Origin of the sequence: Alloactinosynnema sp. L-07 (assembly GCF_900070365.1) — a bacterium.
Lineage (GTDB): Bacteria > Actinomycetota > Actinomycetes > Mycobacteriales > Pseudonocardiaceae > Actinokineospora.
The window spans coordinates 4,805,864-4,824,986 of the sequence record NZ_LN850107.1 but is presented as its reverse complement, the minus strand read 5'-3'; the positions used below and the strand labels follow the sequence as shown (position 1 = coordinate 4,824,986).

Sequence of the window (19,123 nt, the reverse complement as noted above, 5' to 3'; positions counted from 1 at the left end):
GGCCGATTGTCGGTAGCAAAAACAAGTTACCGAACAGTTCCGTATTCGGTGGGTCGCTGGTAGTCATGATCTGTCGGGTTCCCCTCCAACGACGGAGGCAAGGCATGCGTGTCTCACGGTTCCTCGTCATTCCCCTCTTATCGGTCTTGTCCCTGGTCGGGCTGGCGACCTCAGCCTCGGCCGCGACCGGCAAGTACGTGGCGCTCGGTGACTCCTACTCCTCGGGCCTCGGCGCGGGCAGCTACGGGAGCAGCGGCTCCTGCAAGCGCAGCGCCAACGCCTATCCCCAGCTCTGGGCCAACTCCCACGCCCCATCCGCGTTCTCGTTCGTCGCGTGTTCCGGCGCGAAGACCGGGGACGTGCTGGCCAACCAGGTCGGCGCGGTCACCGCGGACACCGCCCTGGTGACCATCTCCATCGGCGGCAACGACGCGGGCTTCGCGGGCGTCATGACCGACTGCAACACCGGGTCGGACTCCTACTGCGTGCAGCGCAACCAGCAGGCGCAGGCCTACGCCCGCAACCAGCTTCCGCCGAAGCTCGACCAGGTCTACTCGCAGATCCGCAACCGGGCGCCCGGCGCGCGGGTGCTGGTCGTCGGCTACCCGCACATCTACAAGCTCAACGGCTCGTGCTGGGCGGGCCTGAGCGAGACCAAGCGGGCCGCGATCAACCAGTCCTCCGATGTGCTGGCCCAGGTCATCTCGGGACGCGCCGCGGCGGCGGGCTTCACCTTCGTCGACGGTCGCACGGCCTTCGCGGGCCATGAGATCTGCGCGTCGGGTACCCGCTGGATCAACAGCGTGGTCTGGCCGATCGAGGAGTCGTACCACCCGAATGTCGCTGGTCAGAACGGTGGCTACTTCGCCGCGGTGCGTGCTGTCACCGGCTGATAACCCGCTGTTCGCCAAGGGCCACCCCTGTTCGCCGGGGTGGCCCTTTCCATGAGTGGACGCCGACGTTAGCGAGCGCTAACATCGACCGCGTAGTTAACGGTGACTAACATGCGATCGCGAGGAGCGAGATGGACGCGCCCGTCCTGCGCACCGCCGCCGACCCCACCGCCGAGGCCTACCTGCGCAACGTCAAGGAGCACGGCGAACTCGTCGGCGACCTGCGCGACCGGTTGGGCACGGCGGCACTCGGCGGACCCGAGAAGGCCCGCACTCGCCATGTCGAACGCGGAAAGCTGCTGCCCCGCGACCGCGTCGACTCGCTGGTCGACCCCGGGTCTCCGTTCCTGGAGCTCTCGCCGCTGGCCGCCACCGGAATGTACGGCGACGACGCCCCGGCCGCCGGGGTCATCACCGGCGTCGGGCGGGTGTCGGGCCGCGAGTGCGTCATCGTCGCCAACGACGCCACCGTCAAGGGCGGCACGTACTACCCGATGACGGTGAAGAAGCATCTGCGCGCGCAGGAAGTGGCGCTGCAGAACAACCTGCCGTGCGTCTACCTGGTCGACTCCGGCGGCGCCTTCCTGCCGAAACAGGACGACGTCTTCCCCGACCGCGACCACTTCGGCCGGATCTTCTTCAACCAGGCCACCATGTCCGCGCAGGGCATCCCGCAGATCGCCGCGGTGCTCGGCTCGTGCACCGCGGGCGGCGCGTATGTCCCGGCGATGAGCGACGAAGCGGTTATCGTGCGCAATCAGGGCACGATCTTCCTCGGTGGCCCGCCGCTGGTGAAGGCCGCGACCGGTGAGGTCGTCACGGCCGAGGAACTCGGCGGCGGCGCCGTGCACTCCGGCGTCTCCGGCGTCACCGACCACCTTGCCGACGACGACGCGCACGCCTTGCGGATCGTCCGCTCGATCGTCAGCACGCTGGGCCCGCGCGCGCCGCGGCCGTGGGAGGTCGCACCCGTCGAGGAGCCCGCGGTCGACCCGTCGACGCTCTACGGCGTGGTGCCCACCGACTCCCGTACGCCGTACGACGTGCGCGAGGTGATCGCCCGCATCGTGGACGGCAGCCGGTTCCGCGAGTTCAAGAAGGAGTACGGCTCGACCCTGGTCACCGGCTTCGCCCGGATCCACGGCCACCCGGTCGGCATCGTGGCCAACAACGGCGTGCTGTTCAGCGAGTCGGCCATGAAGGGCGCGCACTTCATCGAACTGTGCGACCAGCGCAGCATCCCGCTGCTCTACCTGCAGAACATCACCGGATTCATGGTCGGGCGCGACTATGAGGCGGGCGGCATCGCCAAGCACGGCGCCAAGATGGTCACCGCGACCGCGTGCGCGCGCGTTCCCAAGTTCACCGTGGTCGTCGGCGGTTCGTTCGGCGCGGGCAACTACTCGATGTGCGGCCGGGCGTACTCGCCCCGGTTCCTCTGGATGTGGCCGAACGCGCGCATCTCGGTCATGGGCGGCGAGCAGGCCGCTTCGGTGCTGTCCACCGTGCGCCGCGACCAGATCGAGGGCGGCGGCGGCGAGTGGTCCGCCGAGGACGAGGAGGCGTTCAAGGCGCCGATCCGTCAGCAATATGAGGACCAGGGCAACCCCTATTACTCCACTGCCCGGCTGTGGGACGACGGCGTGATCGACCCGGCGGACACCCGCCAGGTGCTCGGCCTCGCGCTGTCCGCGGCGGCCAACGCGCCGCTGAACCCTGTCAGCTACGGCGTCTTCCGGATGTGAGTGCGATGTTCACCAGCGTTCTGATCGCCAACCGCGGCGAGATCGCCGTCCGCGTCATCACCACGCTGCGCCGCCTGGGCATCCAGTCCGTCGCGGTCTACAGCGACGCCGACGCGGGCGCCCGGCACGTGCGCGAGGCGGACGTGGCCGTCCACATCGGACCAGCCGCGGCCCGCGAGAGCTACCTGTCCATCGAGAAGATCATCGCGGCGGCGGTCGAGACCGGCGCGCAGGCGGTGCACCCCGGCTACGGCTTCCTCGCCGAGAACGTCGAGTTCGCTCGCGCCTGTGCGGCCGCGGGACTCGTCTTCATCGGTCCGCCCGCCGCGGCGATCGACGCGATGGGCGACAAGATCCGCGCCAAGCTGACCGTCATCGCGGCGGGTGTGCCGGTCGTCCCCGGCCGCACCGAGCCGGGGATGTCCGACGACGACCTGGTCTCCGCGGCCGAGGAGGTCGGCTATCCCGTGCTGCTCAAGCCGTCCGCGGGCGGCGGCGGCAAGGGAATGCGGCTGGTCACTGCGCCCGATGGCCTGCGCGCGGCCATCGAGTCCGCCCGGCGGGAGGCGCGCGGGTCGTTCGGCGACGAGACCCTGCTGATCGAACGGTTCGTGCAGCGGCCCCGGCACATCGAGATCCAGGTCCTGGCCGACGCGCACGGAAGCACCGTGCACCTCGGCGAGCGCGAGTGCAGCTTGCAGCGGCGGCACCAGAAGATCATCGAAGAGGCGCCGTCGGCGTTGCTCGACGAGGCCACCCGGGCGCGGATGGGCGCGGCGGCGGTCGACGCGGCCAAGTCGGTCGGCTACACCGGCGCGGGCACCGTCGAGTTCATCGTCTCCGCCGACCGACCTGACGAGTTCTTCTTCATGGAGATGAACACCCGGCTGCAGGTCGAGCACCCCGTCACCGAGCTGGTCACCGGCCTTGACCTGGTCGAACAGCAGCTCCGGGTGGCCGCGGGCGAACCGCTGTCGTTCAAGCAGAACGACGTCGAGCTGCGCGGGCACTCGGTCGAAGCGCGCGTCTACGCCGAGGACCCGTCGACCGGCTTCCTGCCGACCGGCGGCCGGGTGCTTGGCCTGCGCTGGCCGTCGGCGGACTGGTCGCGCGTGGACTCCGGGCTGCTGGCAGGCTCGGTCGTCGGCTCGGACTACGACCCGATGCTGGCCAAGGTGATCGTGTGGGGCGAGGACCGCGCGCAAGCGCTTTCGCGCCTGTCCGACGCGCTCGCCGACACCGCCGTGCTCGGACTGGGCACCAATATTTCGTTCCTGCGGGCGCTGCTGGCCGACGAGGACGTGCGCGCGGGCAGGCTCGACACACAGCTGGTCGAGCGCAACCTCGACGCGCTGACGTCGGTGGCCCCCGTGCCCGACGAGGTGTTCGCCGCCGCCGCGCTGGACGAGCTGATCACGATGCAGCCGACCGGCGCGGTGATCGACCCGTGGTCGGTGCCCAACGGCTGGCGCCTTGGCCGGGCCGCCGTGGTCCCGCTGCGGCTGACCTGCGGCGATCGCGACGTCAAAGTACTGCTTTCGGGTAGTCCGGCCGCCGCCACGGTGACGGTCGGCGACAGCACCCCGGTGTCCGCGTCGGCGTCGCGTGTGGACGGTGAGCTGCGGGTCACCTATGGCGGTCGGAACCTGCGCTACGCCCGCGAGATCGCCGGGGAGACCCTCTGGCTGGCCGCGGGCGGGCACGCGTGGGCCGTCGCCGAGCACTCGATGCTGGAGGGCGCGGGCACGTCGGCAGCCGCCGGTGGGCCCGTGACCAGCCCGATGCCGGGCACGGTGCTGGTGGTCAAGGTCGCCGCGGGCGACCAGGTGACCGCGGGCCAGCCGCTCCTTGTCGTCGAGGCGATGAAAATGGAGCACACCATCACGGCCAAGGTCGACGGTGTGGTCTCCGAACTGACTGTGCGCGCGGGCCAACAGGTCGCGCTGAACGAAACGCTCGCTGTGGTAACCCCATCGGAGGACCCGTCATGATCGACTTCACGCTGGGCGAGGAGCACGAAGCGCTCCGAAAGACCGTCCAAGAGTTCGCGCGGGAGGAGGTCGCCCCGGTCATCGGGGACTTCTACGAGCGCGAGGAGTTCCCGTACGAGATCGTCGCCAAGATGGGTCACATGGGCCTGTTCGGCCTGCCCATCTCGGAGGAGTACGGCGGCATGGGCGGGGACTACTTCGCCCTGTGCGTCGCGCTGGAGGAGCTGGCGCGGGTCGACTCGTCGGTGGCGATCACGCTGGAGGCGGGCGTCTCGCTGGGCGCGATGCCGCTCTACCGGTTCGGCACCGAGGAGCAGAAGCGGCAGTGGCTGCCCAAGCTCACCACCGCCGAGCGGCTGGGCGCGTTCGGCCTGACCGAGCCCGGCGGCGGCTCCGACGCGGGCGCCACCAGGACCACCGCGCGCCTCGACGGCGACGAGTGGGTCATCAACGGCTCCAAGGCGTTCATCACCAACTCGGGCACCGACATCACCGGGCTCGTCACGGTCACCGCGGTCACCGGCACCAAGCCCGACGGCCGCAAGGAGATCTCGGCGATCATCGTGCCGTCGGGCACGCCGGGCTTCTCGGTGTCGAAGAAGTACTCGAAGGTCGGCTGGAACGCCTCGGACACCCGTGAGCTTTCGTTCGTCGACGTCCGGGTGCCGCGGGAGAACCTCCTGGGTGAGCAGGGCCGCGGCTACGCGCAGTTCCTGTCCACTTTGGACGAGGGGCGGGTGGCCATCGCGGCGCTGTCGGTCGGCCTGGCCCAGGGCTGTGTCGACGAGTCGCTGAAGTACGTCGGCGAGCGCGAGGCGTTCGGCCGCAAGATCGGCGAGTACCAGGCGATCCAGTTCAAGATCGCCGACATGGAGCTGCGCGCCCACACAGCCCGGCTGGGCTACTACGCGGCGGCGGCGAAGATGCTGCGCGGCCAGCCGTTCAAGAAGGAGGCCGCGATCGCGAAGCTGTACGCGTCGAACGCGGCCATGGACAACGCCCGCGACGCGACCCAGATCTTCGGCGGCTACGGCTTCATGAACGAGTTCCCCGTCGGCCGCTTCTACCGCGACGCGAAGATCCTGGAGATCGGCGAGGGCACCAGCGAGGTCCAGCGGATGCTGATCGCCCGCGAGCTCGGCCTGCGCTGACCCCGCCCGCCCGGGACCTCGGTCACATTTCGCAACGAAGCGAAGTGGGGATCGTTGTCCCGGGCGTGGGAAGCGTGGGTACGGCAGACTCAGGGGCGGCGATAAGCGATGTCGCAGTGCCTTCGCGAGTGAGCCACCGACCTTGGGAGGAGGCCGCATGAGTGTTGCCGAGTGGATCACCGCCGCGGCGGGGAACGTGACCGCCAAGGTGACCAGGGGCGGGGTCGCCGACCTGCGGCCGATGCCCCGGGTGCTGATCGACAAGGGCCGGATGCGGTCGGTCTACCGGTTCGCGGGCTCGGCGACGGGCGATCCCGTGCTGCTCGTGCCGCCACTGGCCGCGCCCGCCCTCTGCTTCGACCTGCGGCGCGGGTGCAGCCTGGCCGAGCATCTGGTCGACCAGGGCCGGTCGGTGTACCTCGTCGACTACGGCACGGTCAGCTTCGGCGACCGCGGTCTCGGCCTGGAGCACTGGGTCGACGACGTCCTCCCGCACACCATCCGCGCGGTGAGCAAGGACGCGGGCGGCCGCCCGGTCCACCTGGTCGCCTGGTGCCTTGGCGGGATCATGTCCCTGCTCACCGCCGCCGACCAGCACGACCTGCCGATCGCGTCGATCACCAGCGTGGCCGCGCCGTTCGACATGACGGCGATCCCGCTGATCGCGCCGTTCAAACCCTTGGTCGACATCGCCGACGGCTGGTTCCTCACCGCGGCCTATCGGCTGGTCGGCGGGGCGCCCCGGGCCCTGGTGAAGCGGGCCTTCCAGCTCTCCGCGATCGACAAGGTCATCACCAAGCCGTACGCGATCCTGTCCCACCTGGACGACACCGACTTCCTGGCTCAGATCGAGGCGGTCGACCGGTTCACCGACAACATGATCGCCTACCCCGGCCGCACGTTCGGCCAGATCTACCACCGCTTCTTCCGCGCCAACGACCTCGCGGGCGGCGCCTTCGACCTGGGCGGACGACGGATCGCACTGGCGGAGGTCAAGGTGCCGGTGCTCGTAGTGGCCGGAACGGGCGACAGCATCGCCCCGCAGCGGGCCGTACGGCATCTGGTCGACGTGCTCGACAACGCGGCTGAGGTTGTGTTCCATACCGCGCCCGGCGGTCACCTAGGGGTGCTGGCGGGGCGTGGGGCACGAGAGACCACGTGGAAGTACATCGACGATTTCCTGGCGGTTCACAACCCCGTTTAGCGCAGGTCGAAGGGGTCGGCCCGGTTCTCCGCGCGCGGGTCGACGCGGCCCGCCTGCCCTAGATCGACTTCATCCGTCGCCACGGGCAGGTCGGCGAATCCCGTCTCGGCCACGGTCACCGAGAACGGGGCGACGCGGGACCCGATGGCGTGCGGGGCGAAGACCCGAGTCCCGTTCTCCGTGTACCGCAGCATGATCGCGCGGTCGGCTTCGGCTTGGGCCACCGGAACGATGTCGAGGTAGGGCGCGTCGGGGTCGGTGGTGTCGGCGTAGACCGACAGCGCTCCGCCGCCTTCGGTCTTGACGGTCATCAGGACCTGGCTGCCCAGAGACCAGCGGACCGTGACCGGGGCCGGCGACACCATGGTGGCGATCTTTGCCTGAGCCAGGCCCCATGCGACGGTGTGCGGGTCGGCCCCGCGCAGGTCGGTGCCTGGCGGGAGCGGTGCGTCGGGAGCGTTGGGGAGCGGCAGGAATCCGGGGTCGTTGAGGTTGTCGCTGTCCTCGATCACCGGACGGTCCACCACCTCGGCGCTCGCGTGGGTCATCCTGATTCGGGCCGTCATGGCCACGGTCGGGGTGCCGGTGAACAGGACTCCGTGGTCGTGTTGGACGCGCTGCCACTTGCGGTGGGCGACTCCGTCCGCGTCGTAGGTCGGTTCCCAGGACACGTCGAGGTCGCGCAGGGTCGGGTCGGTGAGGATGAACAGCCAGCTCTCGCCGCTCAGATCCATCCACGCCCGCGAGACGACACGGTCCTCGACACCCTCACCAGCGGGGCCGAGCGGGGTGAGGGCCGCGATAGCACCGCCGGTCGGACCGGACAGCGCCACGATCTCGCCGCGATCGGCGTGTCCGATCGCGCCGACGACGAGCCTGCCCGCCGAGGTGTCGCCCGCGTAGAGCACGGTCAACCGCGAAGGTTCGATGGCCAGGGTTCCGATGACCGCCTTCGCGGCCGCCAGCGCGTCGGGGTCGCTGGCGAGGGAGCCGCGGGGAAGCCAGTCGAACATCGAGTCGGTGGTGGGGACGACCGGGGGATCGTCCTGGCGGCTCTCGGTCGTCGTGACTTTCGGCGCGAGCGCGATGGCGGCCACGACGGTGGCGGCGGCGACAGCCGCGACGATCTTTCGACCCATGAACAGAACCGTACGGCGCGAGCGCGCCGTACGGTTCTGGTTCTCACACGTGGATCGCGGGTGCCGACGTGTCGAGTTCGGCCGGGACGCCCGGCTTGATGATGAACACGCTGATCAATCCGCCGACCACGAACAGCGCCGCGCTCCACCCGAAGGCCGCGTTGTAGCCCGCGATCGCCGCGCCCGCCAAGGTCTTGCCCTCCATGGCCGCGTTGGTCATCGCCGTGGCCGCGACCGAGCTGAACAGGGCCGTGCCGATCGAGCCGCCGACCTGCTGGACGGCGTTGATCGCCGCCGAGGCCGCGCCTGAGTCGTTCGGGTCGACGCCCGCGACGCCGACGTTCATGGTGGAGGCCATGGTCAGGCCGATGCCGACGCCGGAGATCAGCAGGCCGGGCAGGACGCCGCCGGAGTAGGTGCTCTGCTCGTCGAGGAAGACGAACAGGGCGATGCCGACCGCCGAGGAGAGCATGCCGAGGCCGACCAGCGGGCGCGGGCCGATCTTGGGCATCAGCACCGTGGTGGACAGCGTCGCCGCGACCATCATGGTGGCCAGCATCGGCAGGAACGCCACGCCGGACTCGACCGGGCTGAACCGCAGGTTCTGCTGCAGGAAGTACGTCAGGAACAGGAAGATGACGAAGATTCCCGCGCACAGGATGAAGATCGCCAGGAACGAGCCGCCGCGGTTGCGGTCGAGCAGGATGCGCAGCGGCAGCAACGGGTGCGCGGCGCGGGTCTGCCACCAGGTGAAGACCACCAGCAGGGCCACGCCCGCCACGATGTAACCCCAGGTCTGCGGGGAGCTCCAGGTCTTGGTGTGGGCGTTGCCCAGGCCGTAGACCAGCAGGAACATGCCCGCGGTCGCGGTCGCGACACCGATCAGGTCCAGCTTCGGGCGCTCGGTGACCGTGCTCTTCTCCAGCAGCGACGCGCCGCCGAAGAAGGCGACCGCGGCGAAGATCAGGTTGACGAACATGCACCAGCGCCAGTCGAGATACTCGGTGAGGAAGCCGCCGAGCAGAAGACCGATCGCGCCACCGCCACCGGCGATCGCGCCGAAGATGCCGAACGCCTTCGCGCGTTCCTTCGGGTCGGTGAACGTGGTGGTCAGCAAGGAAAGCGCGGCGGGCGCGAGCAGCGCGGCGAACACACCCTGGCCGACCCGGGCCGCGACCAGGACCTCGAAGCTGCCCGCGGCGCCACCGACGGCCGAAGCCGCGGCGAAGCCCGCGATGCCCACGAGGAAGGTCAGCTTCCGGCCCCACAGGTCGGCGATCCGGCCGCCGATCAGCAGCAGACTGCCGAAGCTCAGCGCGTAGCCGGTCACCAGCCACTGGCGCTGGTCGTCGGTGAACTTCAGGTCCGCCTGCGCCGACGGTAGCGCGATGTTCACGATCGTCGCGTCGAGCACGACCGTCACCTGCGCGATGGCGATCACGGCCAGGATCAGCCACCGCAGATTGGACGCGGCAGGCTCGGAAGTCGCTGGCGCGGGCGTGCGCGCGTCCGAGATAGTCATGAAAGCCCCATAAGTTGAGATCCGGTCTCCGGTTACTGGTGACGACGTTATCAGTCAACTGGAGGATGATCCTCCGGTTTTGTTACGCTCCGGGCGTGACCTCGGCCACCAAGCCCCTGCGCGCCGACGCCGAACGCAACCGCGTCCGCGTCGTGATCGCCGCGCGCGAACTTTTCGCCTCCCACGGCTTGGATGTCACGCTGGATGACGTCGCACGGCACGCGGGGGTCGGGGTCGGCACGGTCTACCGGCGGTTCCCGAACAAGGAAGCGCTGGTCCTGGCGGTGTTCGACCATGTGCTGGACGAACTGGTGGAGCACATCGATGCGGCGGTCGCCGAACCGGACGCGTGGGTCGGGCTGTCGCGGCTGATCACGGACATCGCTGAGAAGCAGGCCGCGGACCGCGGGCTGTACGAGATCTGCACGCGCGCGGACTTCGGCCAGATGGAACGCATCTCGGCGCACTTCATCCCGACGATGGAGGCGTTGGTCTCCCGGGCGAAGGAACAGGGAGCCCTGCGTCCGGACTTCGAGGCCCCGGACATCGGTCCGCTACTGATCATGGTGGCGGCGTCGGCCGAGCTGACGCGTGCCATCGACCCCGACCTGTGGCGTCGCTACCTGACGATGTTGCTGGACGGAATCCGGGCCGGGTGTTCGAGCCCGCTGCGGATCGACGCGCCGACGCATGAACAGATGGACCAGGCCATGCGGGACAAACACGCCTGAGGCGCTACTTCGCCGCCTGGCTCCACCACGGCTCGGTGCGGCACTTCGGTGATCGGGATCCGGCGGTCTTGAAGTCCTGGCTGACGGGGACGTCCTTGAGCGGACGGGCGGTCAACGCGGCAATGGTCGGGCTCGCGGTGGCCATGACCTCGCCGACCGCTCTGGTGTCCGCGTCGGCGGGCAGCGCCGCCATGGCTGACTCGGCGCGTTCGAACAGGTCGACATGAACGGTGAACTTCGCGGCGAGGTCGTCGACAACTTGATCTCCGTCGGCCAAGGGGGATCCGGGGAGCTCCTTGAGCTTGCTCGCCGTGTCCCGAAGGCCATCCGTTGTCGTGCCTAGCTGCCGGGTGAACTCCGCCTTGAGTTCTGTCGAGTTCACCGCAGGAGCGGCGTCGTACACCGATCGTACGAGGGTGCCGACCGTCTTGCAGAACGTTCCAACCCACTCGACCGCATCCGAGCCGATCGGAGTGACATTTGTTGCGGGACCGGAGGTCTGGCCGCTCGACGTTGGAGTCGCCTGGGCGCATGCAGTCAGGACAACGCAGGTGGCTACCGCCACGGTGGCTTTCCGAACGAACATGGTCACCGCCGTTTCAGAATCGTTGGAGGCTCCCAGTCGTCATCGTCGTCGCTGGGCCGGGTGCGAGGCTTTTCGATCGACTCCTGGGCGGCGTCGTGCTGCCATTGGTCGAGAGTCAGTCTGCCAAGACGCTCATGTTCGACTCGATCGGACTCGGTGAGGCTTTGGTACCAGCCGGAGAACAAGCGGGCACTGTCGTCGAGGACATCCTGATACCTCGATCCCAGCATGGCGCCGCGCAGATCGGTCTTGTTGCCGAGGACGTCGTTCGCCAGCGCGCGTGCGCGCGGGTCTGTGGCGCTCTTCGCCAGCATTTCCAGCTGTTTCCGCAAGGCGATCGACTGTGCTCGACTGATGGCCATACCTGCGAAGGGGTCTGGTCGCGGAGTCATGGCTGTCCTTACTTCCTGAGTGGTCATGCTCCGACTTGCGGGTTCGGATGGTCGTAAGCCTCGGGGATCGCCATCGGCGTAAGCTCATCGAGTGTATCCGCCTCCTGTGACTGAAGAAACCCGACGAACCCTTCGATAGCAGCCTGGGTGTTGCTGATCAGCTGGGTGGCGTTTCCCCAGAGGCGCATGATATTCGCGCATTCCAGTGCGGCCACTGCGAGCGAGATACCTGCACCGACCCCAGTCCAGGAGAGATACGCAGCTGCCATAACCGCGATCCCGGCGACGATCACATTGTCCAGGATCATCTTCAGGAGGTCGGCGAGTGCCCGAGCGCAGTTCCAAACGCCCCGGGCCACATCGAGATACTTACCGTGCAGGCGGCGGAGAATATCTCGATGGCTGTCGATCGCTCTCCGGAGACGGTCCAGATAGGCTACAGCTTGGTCGGCGGCCTGACCATGCCAGTCCTGCGAGAGCCACCTAAGCCCGTAATCAATGTTCTCACTGATCGCATCTGCCGATCGACTAAGCGATTCCCACACGATGGCGCACTTGGCGAACCCCTCCCAGTCTCCGATTAGTTGGTCGGTGACGAATTCGAGAGGGTTGCACCCGATCGTGTCGTCCAGAACCTGGTTTATCCACCAGGTCGGGCTCAAGAAATCGCTAACAACATTGAAAAGCTTGACCGGATCGGTGAATTCTTGAGGCTGCTGTGGCGGGTTCAACGAACTACGCGGATCGGTGACGTCGATGCCGGTTCCAGCCGTGTACGGCCCAGCCTTTCCATCGAGATGAGGTGGGCGGTATGAACCTGGAGAATCGATGTACGGGCGCGCTGAGCCGCGGTACTGCCGATCCAGATTGGCCGCTGAGGTTCGGTCGGTCGCCGCGTAGTAGTCAGCTGACTTGCCGAGTTCGACTCCGCTGCCCTCCAGAGCCTGCGCAGCTCGTGACAGTCCAAGCGACATGCGGTCACGGGTTTCATGATGGGCGCCGCTCAACGTCTGGAGCCATAGTCCGGCCGTTGACCCGAGGTGCAGGTGAGCGTCGAGATGCGCTCGGACGTCCCACATGGCGTGTCCGTTTCGACTGATCTGGTCGCCGCATCGCCGCACTGTCTCTGGTTCAACCTTGAACTCCACTGGAGCTGTCCTTCCGTCTCGACAATCAGCTGCTAGAGTCGCTCAATGCGCTGGTTCTCTGGATCTGAATCCCCGCTAGTAGATGACATCTATCGAAACCTTCGGTCGAGCGTCGCTGTTGGTGTGCTCACCTTCGGCGGCGGACTCGGCGTTATTTTCTTGGGCTACTCTAGCCGCTTTACACACTTGATGATCGCGATCATAGGCGTAGGCGCGGGGATTGCCGCTTTGGTTTGTATGGCCACGCGCGACAAGCGGCTATCGACTCGTTGGCTTTGGGTGGCTCTGGCGCTGTTCGCGGCCCAATTGGCACTTATGGGAGTAGTTCAAAGCATCTCGCCGCCGCTATTCCCCCGAACTGGTACGCATGCTTGAAGGGACGATTAAGGGATACTTGGCTCGATCAATTGGGCCATCCGATATGCGAGTTCGCATGCCTTAGCCTTGTCGGTGCCCGCGCCAACTGTTGTGGACACGCGAGATTTGTCAGTCACTGCCATGCTGACCGAGCAGGTACCGGCCCCGCCGCCGAGCGCGGTTTGCACGGTTTCGCGATTGCCGATCTTCGGCACTTCGACCTTGTTGGCGCTGGCTGGGATGTCCTTGATTCCGTCTTTGTCCGCGATGTCAACGCTGAAGATGTAGGTGTCTTGTGGGCCGCGAAGGCGCCATTTGCACGTTCGTTCGCGGCCGACTTTCCCCGGTTCTCCCGCCCCGCTCAGTCCGAGTTCTTTCTTGCCTGCGTCATCGAGCATGTCACATGCGTCTGCGTCGGCGAGTGGATTTCCGGGGGGGCTAATGGTCGAAGTAGTTGCCCGAGTTTGCTCAGTTGCGGGCAGACTCGGCGCCTCAGTGGCGGTTGTCGGTGAACCGTCGGTCTGCTGGCTGCAGCCAGCGAGAGCGAGGGTCACGGTGAACAGCACGACGAGCGATTTCTTGTTCACTTGCTGGTTCCTAGTCCATCGGGTTCAGGGACGATGCACCGGATTGATCGGTGTTTCGATAGTTGGACATGGCCGTCCTGATCGCCTCTTCCGCTTCGGCCAGCGAGTGACGAAGGGCGAGCAGTTGGGTGATGAGGCCACGATCGTCGGTTGCGACAGCCTCGATATGGGGCTTCATGACTTCTGCTGCGACGCTTGATCCGAGCATCGGCTGTCGTGCCAACTGCTGAAGCTCCACCTGTTGTTCATCGATCCAGTCCCGAAGACCACGGCAGGCGTCGAGGAGGGCCTGGCCACCGGTCTCGTTGACGGCGAAGCCGCCGCTCTTGGCGGCGGACAAGAACTTCGAGACGCTCTCGCCGATCGCGGCGCCCCCTGCGTCGTCCACGTACATACACCGACGGTACCGGAGCGCAACCGTGTCAGTACGGAGAATGACGGAACTGGCTAAGCAGCCGCCGCCATGCACCTTGACCGATGGTCAGGTGGGGGTCGGGGTGCTTGCTGTCGCGGATCGCGACGCGATCAGCTTGGGCGATCTCGACGCACTCGACGTTGTCGTTGCTGAAGCTGCTCTTCCGCCAGAGTAAGCCGTCGCCAGGTGTCACTGCGCCTCCTTGGCTGTGCGGGTGACCAAGTCCAACGACATGGCTGGGCTCAGCGCCAACCCACGCAGGTGGTCCAAGGCGATTCTATGATCTTTCACCACCCTTTGGTCCTCCAGGTAGAGCGCACCACCGCGATGCTCGATATAGGCGAGTCCTGGATCGTTCTCGGCGGGGAAGTCCATGATCGCGAACGCACCTTGAGTTCCAGGGTGCGCGCCGACATCGCCTGGTAGAACCTGAATCGTCACGCGCGGGTACTTGGCCACGGCAAGCAGGTGGCGTAGTTGTGCGCGCATGACGTCCGGTCCGCCGACATTGCTGTGCAGTGCGGCTTCGCCAAGCACCAGCCACAGTCGTGGCGGATCGTTGTCAGCGAGGATGGCTTGCCTCGCGAGGCGGGCCTCAACCCTGCGGTCGATGGCATCCTCGGACAACTCGGAGGTCCCGCCCTGCATGACCGCCCTCGCATACTCCCCGGTCTGGAGCAGACCGTGGACGAGCATTGGCTGCCATGTATGGATTTCGCTGGCCCCTTGCTCCAGGCCGACGTAGAGCGAGAACCAGTCCGGTTGCGTAGGCGCGTAGCCCTCCCACCAGCCCTTCTTGCGGGCGTCGCGGGCGGCTTGGAGGTAGAACGGCCATCGGTCCTGCGGTACGCCGAACAAGGGGAGAAGAACCTTCTCCAACTCCAGCGTCTTCGGCGGCACGGTCCCGGTCTCCAAGTGGCCGATCTTCTGCGTTGTGCAGTGGAGTTGCTCGGCGACCTCCTTGCGGTCCAGACCAGCCGCTGTTCGTAGGCGCAGTAGTTCATGAGCCAACCATCGTTGCCACACCGTGGGACTCGACGGCATAGGCACCTCCCGTGTCGATCAACCACGCACTGTAGCCGAGTGGAGTGTCCACGATTGGGCGACTTTACATAGGGTCGCTCAAACTTAGACTCTAAGTTCATGAAGCAAGGGATGGATACCCCTCGGCGATTCGCCATCGTGGAGGACTTCGAGGACGGACGGGAGTCCATGGTGGTCGGTTGGGGCTGCGAGTTCACGGACAGGGCTGACTTCGTCAGCGAGGACGGACGGATGTTGATGACCAGTTCGTCAGCAGAATCAACGCGCGATCTTCTCGGCATCACCGGTGACATGCGGCTGGTGTGGCCATGAGGGTTGGTCGGGGGCGCGGGGAAATCGACACCCTGCGCAAGGCGCATGAGGCGCTGGCGAAGGTCAGGCCATCAAGTAGCGCAGCGAGGAACGAGTGGCTTGCGTTCCGCCAGCTCAGTGTGCGCGTGTACGCCGAGATCGCTGATCTCGATCGTGGTCACCATCATGAGGCCCGCTATCACGCGAACTATGAGCGGGAGCGGATCGATGAACTGCGCAACGAAAGCGGCGCCTCCCAGCTCAGCTGAGAAGCGCCGCCTTCGGACTTCAGATCACTTGAGTTCGGCGCTCGACTTGTTCAGGAGGCGGCGGGCGACGATGAGTTGCTGGATCTGCTGGGTGCCCTCGAAGATGTCCAGGATCTTCGAGTCGCGCGCCCACTTCTCCAGCAGCGAATTCTCGCTGTAGCCAACCGATCCGGCCAACTCCACGCACCGCAGGGTGACGTCCGAGCCCGATCGGCCCGCCTTCGCCTTGGCCATGCTGGCCTGCAACGAGTTCGGCTTTCGGTTGTCCGCCATCCAGGCCGCCTCAAGCGACAGCAGGTACGCGGCTTCCCAGTCCGATTCCAGTTGCAGGAACAGCGCGACCGCGGCGTGTTGCACGTTCGCCGGGCGGTCGTAGTCGATCTCGACGCCTGCCTCGGAGAGGATTCGGCGGGTCTCCTCCAGGGCCGCGCGGGCGACGCCGACGGCCATGGCGGCGACCAGGGGGCGGGTGTTGTCGAAGGTCTGCATGACCCCCGCGAAGCCCTGTTCGGTGTTGATGTCCGGGCTGCCCAGCAGGTTGTCCTTGTGGACGCGCACGTTCTCCAGCCGGAAGTGCGCGGTGTCCGACGCGCGGATGCCCAGCTTGTGCTCCAGGCGGACCAGCTCGAAGCCCGGCGTACCACGATCGACCACAAAGGACTTGATGGCGGCCTTGCCCACCGAACGGTCCAAAGTGGCCCAAACAACGACACAGTCCGCGCGCTCGCCCGAGGTCACGAAGATCTTCTCGCCGTTGAGCACATAGTGGTCGCCGTCGAGCACCGCGGTGGTGCGGATGGCGCCGGAGTCCGAACCCGTGTCGGGTTCGGTGATGGCCATGGCGGCCCACTTGCCCTTGTAGCGCTCCAGCTGCTCGTCGTTGGCGACCGAGGCGATGGCGGCGTTTCCGAGACCTTGCCGCGGCATGGTCAGCAGGAGGCCGACGTCGCCCCAGCACATCTCGATGGTGCCTAGCAGCAGTTGCAGGTTGGAGCCGTTGCGGTTCCCTTTGTCTTTTCCTTCATCCCTGCGGACACCCGCCGCGCCCGCGCCGCCGCCGGAGGCCGAGAGGCCGTCCAGCAGGGCCGCCAGCATGTCGAGCTCCTTGGGGTAGGTGTGCTCGGCGTGGTCGTACTTGCGGGAGTTGGGGCGGAAGAACTCGGCGGCGGCCTGGTGTGCCTGGTCGACGAGCTGCTGGAACTTCTTGGGGACTTCGAGGTTGATCATCAGAAATTCTCCAGCTCAGACGAGGACGATGCCTTCGACAAGACCGACCGCACGCAGGTCGCGGTACCACCGCTCCACCGGGTGCTCCTTCACGAACCCATGGCCGCCGAGCAGCTGCACGCCGTCGTTGCCGATCATCATTCCCTTGTCCGAACACAGCTTGCGGGCCAGCGCGGCCTCGCGCGCGTACGTCTTTCCCTGTTCCGCGCGGCTGGCGGCGCGGTAGGTGAGCAGGCGCATGCTTTCCAGCTCGATGCCGATGTCGGCGACCTTGAAGGCGACACCCTGGCGGTGGCTGACCGGCTCGCCGAAGGCGACTCGATCATTGACGTAGGGGATGACGTAGTCGAGGACGGCCTGGCCGGTGCCCACGGCCAGCGCGCACCAGCCGATGCGGGCCAGTCGGACGCACTCGGCATAGGCGTCGGCCTTGCCCTCGGCCAGCAGCGCGGTGGCGGGCAGCGTGACCTTGTCCAGGTGCAGCTTGCCGAGCGCGGCGGCGCGCAGGCCCATGGCGGGCTCGGACTCGACGCTGACCCCCTTGCTGCCGGACTCGACCAGGAACAGCGCGGGGCCCCGTCCGTCCAGATCGGCCGAGACGATGAACAGCTCGGCCTGGGCCGCGCGCGGCACCAGGGACTTGACGCCCTCGATGGTGAAGCCGCCCGGGGTGCGGAACGCCTTGGTCTTGAGCGCGAACGGGTCGAACAGCGCCCGTGGCTCCTGGATGGCCAGCGCGGCGGCCGGGACGCTCTCGCCGACGAACGACGGCAGGTAGGTCGACTGCTGCTCCGCGTCGCCCCACAGAACCAGTGCGGTGCTGACGGCCGAGGGGGCCAGGCAGGCGACCGCGAGGCCCATGTCGCCGTGGGCCATGGCCTCGGCGATGAGCACGTTGGTGACCGCGGACCGCTCCGAACCGACGCCGCCGAGGTCCTCCGGGACACCCACAAGGGTGACGCCGAGCTCCGCGGTCAACGAAAGCAGCTCTTGCGGCGTTTCACACTTGGCGTCGGCGTCGGCGGCGACCGGGCGCAGCTTCTCCGCGGCGAAGTCCACCACGGTGTCGCGGATCATCTGCTGCTCGTCGGTCGGTGTGAGGTCGAACAGACCCGTGTCCGGCGCCTTGGGCAGCCTGCCGGGCTTGCCGAGCTTGGTCGTGGCGGCGAAGGTGCGGCTGGCCGCGCCCACCGCGGTGAAACCGGTCTTGGTCGCCTCGTAGACGGTGCGTTCCACCGGCTTGCGCAGGCCGAACCGATCGAGCACGGTGGTGCTCGCCAACCGGTTCAGCACCGCCAGCGCCGCGCCCATGGCGTCGCGCCGTGGTGGCTTCGTGCCCACCTTCTCGTTCCCGGCCATGTTGCTCCTTGTCGGTCGAACCTCTTACCTACTCTAGAGTAGCAAGTGGGTTCGGTCGACCCCTGTGGGCGGGGTCACCGACGCGGCGGGCGCTTCTCCACCACGTTGAGCAGCGGTTCCCCGCTCACATATCGGGCCAGGTTGGTCTCGAAGAGGCGGACCAGCTCGTCGCGCCAGCCCTTCACATCCCCCGACATGTGCGGCGACAGCAGCACGTTGGGCTGGTCCCACAGCGGCGAGGACGGCGGCAGCGGCTCGTCGGCGAAGACCTCCAGCGCCGCCCCGGCGATGGTGCCGGTGTCGAGGGCGTCGAGCAGGTCGGCGGTGACGACGAGGCCGCGGCGCCCGATGGTGATCAGCCGCGCGGTCGGGCGCATGGCGCGCAGCATGGCCGCGTCGATCAGGCCCGCGGTGGCCGGGGTGAACGGCAGGGCGACGATGACGTGGTCGTGGTCGGGCAGCGCGTGCCGCAGATCGGCCATGGCGGTCACGTCGCCGAAGTCGGGGTCACCGGTCCGCGCCTGCCGGCCGACCCCGGACACCGAGACGCCCGCCGCGCGCAGCTTGCGGGCGATGGCGCGGCCGATCGGCCCGATCCCGACCACCAGCGCGCGGGACCCGGCGAGCCGCTCGGTCTCGCGGTGCTGCCAGATCCGGCGCTGCTGCAGCCGCATGGTGGTCGGCAGGTCTTTCGCGAAGGCCAGCATGACGGTTAGGACGTACTCGGCGACAGGTTCGTCGAAGATTCCGCGCGCGTTGGTCAGCACGACGTCGCTGTTGATGAGCCCGGGGACCAGTAAATGGCTGACGCCCGCGGCGGCGGCGTGGACCCAGCGCAGCGCGTCGGCCGCGGGCCAGGCGCCCGCCAGCGCGGTGGAGCGCAGATCCCACGCGAACAGCACATCGGCGCCGGGCAGTACCTCGGCGAGTCGGGCCCCAGAGGTATAGCGGACGCTCGCGATCTGTTCTATCGAGGTCATCCGCGGTGGTCGTTCGGCGCCGCACAGCACGACGATGGTCGGCCGCCGGTTGGGGTCCATGGTGGAGCATTCCCCATTTCGGGTGGTCGGTG

Annotated in this window: 20 protein-coding genes; 8 read left to right on the top strand and 12 right to left on the bottom strand. The window is 67.4% G+C overall.

The features are described 5' to 3' along the window. Positions 1–104 precede the first annotated feature (104 nt). The 5 genes from BN1701_RS21495 (at position 105) to BN1701_RS21475 (ending at position 6,984) form a co-directional block, all read left to right on the top strand. Entirely contained in the window at positions 105–893 is a 789-nt protein-coding gene (locus tag BN1701_RS21495; RefSeq protein WP_054051605.1) for an SGNH/GDSL hydrolase family protein, read from the top strand. Between the two features lie 131 nt (positions 894–1,024). Further along, positions 1,025–2,638: a carboxyl transferase domain-containing protein gene (locus BN1701_RS21490; RefSeq protein WP_054051603.1), complete on the top strand. Its 1,614-nt coding sequence runs from the start codon at positions 1,025–1,027 to the stop codon at positions 2,636–2,638. A 5-nt stretch (positions 2,639–2,643) separates the two neighbouring features. Then, positions 2,644–4,629, top strand: coding sequence for an acetyl/propionyl/methylcrotonyl-CoA carboxylase subunit alpha (locus BN1701_RS21485; protein ID WP_054051601.1), 1,986 nt, complete (start codon positions 2,644–2,646; stop codon positions 4,627–4,629). Further along, positions 4,626–5,780, top strand: a complete 1,155-nt coding sequence (locus tag BN1701_RS21480) for an acyl-CoA dehydrogenase family protein (RefSeq protein ID WP_054051599.1) — start codon at positions 4,626–4,628, stop codon at positions 5,778–5,780. The genes BN1701_RS21485 and BN1701_RS21480 overlap by 4 nt, the downstream gene beginning before the upstream one ends. Positions 5,781–5,937: 157 nt before the next feature. Continuing rightward, positions 5,938–6,984 carry an alpha/beta fold hydrolase gene (locus BN1701_RS21475; protein WP_054051597.1) on the top strand — a complete coding sequence of 349 codons (1,047 nt, stop codon included), beginning with the start codon at positions 5,938–5,940 and terminating at the stop codon, positions 6,982–6,984. Here BN1701_RS21475 and BN1701_RS21470 read toward each other — a convergent pair. Next, on the bottom strand, positions 6,981–8,123 hold the full coding sequence (locus BN1701_RS21470; RefSeq protein WP_054051595.1) for a hypothetical protein: 1,143 nt from the start codon (positions 8,121–8,123) through the stop codon (positions 6,981–6,983). The genes BN1701_RS21475 and BN1701_RS21470 overlap by 4 nt on opposite strands. Positions 8,124–8,166: 43 nt before the next feature. Beyond that, positions 8,167–9,645 (bottom strand): MFS transporter, encoded by a 1,479-nt coding sequence (locus tag BN1701_RS21465; protein WP_054051594.1) that lies wholly within the window; start codon positions 9,643–9,645, stop codon positions 8,167–8,169. A 95-nt stretch (positions 9,646–9,740) separates the two neighbouring features. Here BN1701_RS21465 and BN1701_RS21460 point away from each other — a divergent pair, with 95 nt between their 5' ends. Next, a complete protein-coding gene (locus BN1701_RS21460) occupies positions 9,741–10,376 on the top strand; it encodes a TetR/AcrR family transcriptional regulator (protein ID WP_054051591.1) in 636 nt (211 codons plus the stop codon). A 4-nt stretch (positions 10,377–10,380) separates the two neighbouring features. Here BN1701_RS21460 and BN1701_RS21455 read toward each other — a convergent pair whose 3' ends face one another. The 7 genes from BN1701_RS21455 to BN1701_RS21430 form a co-directional block, all read right to left on the bottom strand. After that, complete coding sequence (locus BN1701_RS21455; RefSeq protein ID WP_157368152.1) at positions 10,381–10,758, bottom strand: hypothetical protein; 378 nt, start codon at positions 10,756–10,758, stop codon at positions 10,381–10,383. A 206-nt stretch (positions 10,759–10,964) separates the two neighbouring features. Further along, positions 10,965–11,294 carry a hypothetical protein gene (locus BN1701_RS21450; protein ID WP_157368151.1) on the bottom strand — a complete coding sequence of 110 codons (330 nt, stop codon included), beginning with the start codon at positions 11,292–11,294 and terminating at the stop codon, positions 10,965–10,967. 83 nt (positions 11,295–11,377) lie between these two features. Then, positions 11,378–12,502, bottom strand: a complete 1,125-nt coding sequence (locus BN1701_RS35900; protein WP_157368150.1) for a WXG100 family type VII secretion target — start codon at positions 12,500–12,502, stop codon at positions 11,378–11,380. 383 nt (positions 12,503–12,885) lie between these two features. After that, positions 12,886–13,446 carry a DUF3558 domain-containing protein gene (locus BN1701_RS34515; RefSeq protein WP_231949670.1) on the bottom strand — a complete coding sequence of 187 codons (561 nt, stop codon included), beginning with the start codon at positions 13,444–13,446 and terminating at the stop codon, positions 12,886–12,888. A gap of 10 nt (positions 13,447–13,456) precedes the next feature. Continuing rightward, positions 13,457–13,840: a hypothetical protein gene (locus tag BN1701_RS21440; RefSeq protein WP_054051583.1), complete on the bottom strand. Its 384-nt coding sequence runs from the start codon at positions 13,838–13,840 to the stop codon at positions 13,457–13,459. A 28-nt stretch (positions 13,841–13,868) separates the two neighbouring features. Continuing rightward, positions 13,869–14,054: a DUF397 domain-containing protein gene (locus BN1701_RS21435; RefSeq protein WP_054051580.1), complete on the bottom strand. Its 186-nt coding sequence runs from the start codon at positions 14,052–14,054 to the stop codon at positions 13,869–13,871. Further along, a complete protein-coding gene (locus BN1701_RS21430) occupies positions 14,051–14,905 on the bottom strand; it encodes a helix-turn-helix transcriptional regulator (protein WP_067520838.1) in 855 nt (284 codons plus the stop codon). The genes BN1701_RS21435 and BN1701_RS21430 overlap by 4 nt, the downstream gene beginning before the upstream one ends. Positions 14,906–15,004: 99 nt before the next feature. On the opposite strand from BN1701_RS21430, the gene BN1701_RS21425 reads away from it, so the two are divergent. After that, entirely contained in the window at positions 15,005–15,217 is a 213-nt protein-coding gene (locus BN1701_RS21425) for a hypothetical protein (protein WP_157368149.1), read from the top strand. Next, positions 15,214–15,465, top strand: coding sequence for an AMED_5909 family protein (locus BN1701_RS21420; protein WP_054056015.1), 252 nt, complete (start codon positions 15,214–15,216; stop codon positions 15,463–15,465). The genes BN1701_RS21425 and BN1701_RS21420 overlap by 4 nt, the downstream gene beginning before the upstream one ends. A gap of 24 nt (positions 15,466–15,489) precedes the next feature. Here the strand turns inward: BN1701_RS21420 and BN1701_RS21415 are convergent, their stop codons facing one another. The 3 genes from BN1701_RS21415 to BN1701_RS21405 all read right to left on the bottom strand — a co-directional run bounded on the left by BN1701_RS21415 (position 15,490) and on the right by BN1701_RS21405 (position 19,091). Beyond that, positions 15,490–16,692, bottom strand: coding sequence for an acyl-CoA dehydrogenase family protein (locus BN1701_RS21415; protein WP_054051576.1), 1,203 nt, complete (start codon positions 16,690–16,692; stop codon positions 15,490–15,492). 15 nt (positions 16,693–16,707) lie between these two features. Beyond that, the gene (locus BN1701_RS21410) at positions 16,708–18,003 is read right to left on the bottom strand and encodes an acyl-CoA dehydrogenase family protein (protein ID WP_054056014.1); all 1,296 of its coding nucleotides are present in this window, start codon (positions 18,001–18,003) and stop codon (positions 16,708–16,710) included. A 122-nt stretch (positions 18,004–18,125) separates the two neighbouring features. Beyond that, on the bottom strand, positions 18,126–19,091 hold the full coding sequence (locus BN1701_RS21405) for a D-2-hydroxyacid dehydrogenase (protein WP_054051573.1): 966 nt from the start codon (positions 19,089–19,091) through the stop codon (positions 18,126–18,128). Positions 19,092–19,123 lie beyond the last annotated feature (32 nt).